At 47.6% G+C, this 1,740-nt stretch carries 2 protein-coding genes; both read right to left on the bottom strand.

Going from position 1 to position 1,740, the window contains the following annotated elements:
• Positions 1 to 44: 44 nt before the first annotated feature.
• Complete coding sequence (locus tag EBR25_13695) at positions 45 to 377, bottom strand: hypothetical protein (GenBank protein ID NBW42036.1); 333 nt, start codon at positions 375 to 377, stop codon at positions 45 to 47.
• Between the two features lie 115 nt (positions 378 to 492).
• Positions 493 to 1,740, bottom strand: a 1,248-nt coding sequence (locus EBR25_13690) for a S41 family peptidase (protein NBW42035.1), incomplete at its 5' end; no start/stop codon positions are given.

Raw genomic sequence — 1,740 nt, 5'->3', positions numbered from 1 at the left:
CATGATGAGCGTTGGGCAAAAAAACCCACCATATCTCATTGATATCAATGTTTTTTCTCATTTCCCTTGATAATCGGGACCGCTAAGGCCATCTCGATTGAATCACTATAGTCTGCTCCAGGACGGTGCACCAATGGTGGTCGTACTGGACCTGCTTGTAGCCTCTGCCGCAGTGCTTCAAACCGTCTTCCGCCCCCGCAATTTTTTACCCACTCACGCAACTGAGAGAGGTTCCCAGGAATCAAATGCCTCACTCCTTGATAAGAGCCACTATTCCTCTTTTCATGGTGCAGCCGTTCCACCATCGAACCAGGATGAGAGCCTCTAAAAGAAAACCCACGAGCGTTATCGATATCACCGTTCGTACCTGACACCATCCTATATCCTCATTGCGACTGGAACTCTCCCAGACCGCTTCATTATCCGATATGCGAATAGCACTGTACAACCAGCTTCATCACAGATTTCTTATATTAACAAACGATGTTCTGTTTATTCCGGTTGGAACCGCTCGTAAGTCTTCAGTAACTCCAGCGCCCTTCTCAACTGAGAATCTCGTTCGAGAAGCACAGGAGTCGAGAGATCCTGGGGTCGTTCGAAAGCGGGTGCTGGGGGCGAAGAGCTCGCTGCATCTCCTTCTTCTTCACTCGCCTGCTCCCCTTCCTCTGCGGATCGACGTCCATCAGGATTCGCGATTGCACCAGGAAGGTCGCCTTCTCGCAGTCGTATTGGTGACTTTTTCGAGTTTTCTTTCTTAGATTCAGTAGCCGGAGGCGAATCCACAGTATGAATAATATCAGGAGTGACACCTGTAGCTTGGATTGAACGCCCGTTTTTCGTGTAATACAGTGCAGTGGTTAACGTTAACGCTCCGCCGTTTGCTAGTGGCGTTATCGTTTGCACAGAGCCTTTTCCAAAGGTCTGAGTTCCTAAAATAATCGCTCTTCCATGATCTTGCAGAGCTCCCGAGACGATTTCGCTTGCTGAAGCGGAGCCTTCATTTACAAGTATAATGATTGGGTAATGCGCCTGCGTTCCCCTCTTTTGGGCAAAAAACTTCTGCTTTTGCTCTTGAACTCTACCATCAGTGTAGACAATTACCCCCTGGTCAAGAAATAAGTCTGTTACTCTCACAGCCTGAGTAAGCAACCCGCCTGGGTTATTCCTTAAATCCAATACCAAGCCTCTCAGTTCATCACTATCATTTTCTTTAACGAGCGCGTACAACGCATCTTGCAAGTCATCAGCTGTAGACTCAACAAACTGACTGACGCGCACATAACCAAAACCAGCGTCTAAGAGTCTATATCTCACGCTCTTTACTGAGATGCGGTCACGAACGATCGTAACGTCAATTAAATCGTCATATCCTTCGCGCAGCACTGATATCTCGATAGGAGACCCCTTGGGGCCTCTCAGCCGCTTTACAGCATCAACAAGTGAGAACTCCTTAGTAAAGTTCCCTTCAATTTTTACAATCTTATCCCCTGGTAGAATCCCCGCTTGCTCAGCAGGAGAACCTTCCATAGGCGCGACAACGACAAGCAGCCCATCACGAATAGTAATCTCTATTCCAAGCCCTCCGAACTCTCCCTTCGTTTGGATTCTTAAATCTTGATAAAACTCGGGCTCAAGATAACCACTATGGGGATCTAAAGCCGTCAACATTCCCTTGATTGCTCCTTGCACTAACTCATCGCCGTGCACCTCTCTTACATAGTCTCTCTCTACAATCGATAA

This window comes from bacterium (genome assembly GCA_009926305.1).
Lineage (GTDB): Bacteria > Bdellovibrionota_C > UBA2361 > UBA2361 > RFPC01 > RFPC01.
Note: the sequence above shows the minus strand (reverse complement) of the source record. Positions and strands in the feature narration are given on the sequence as shown.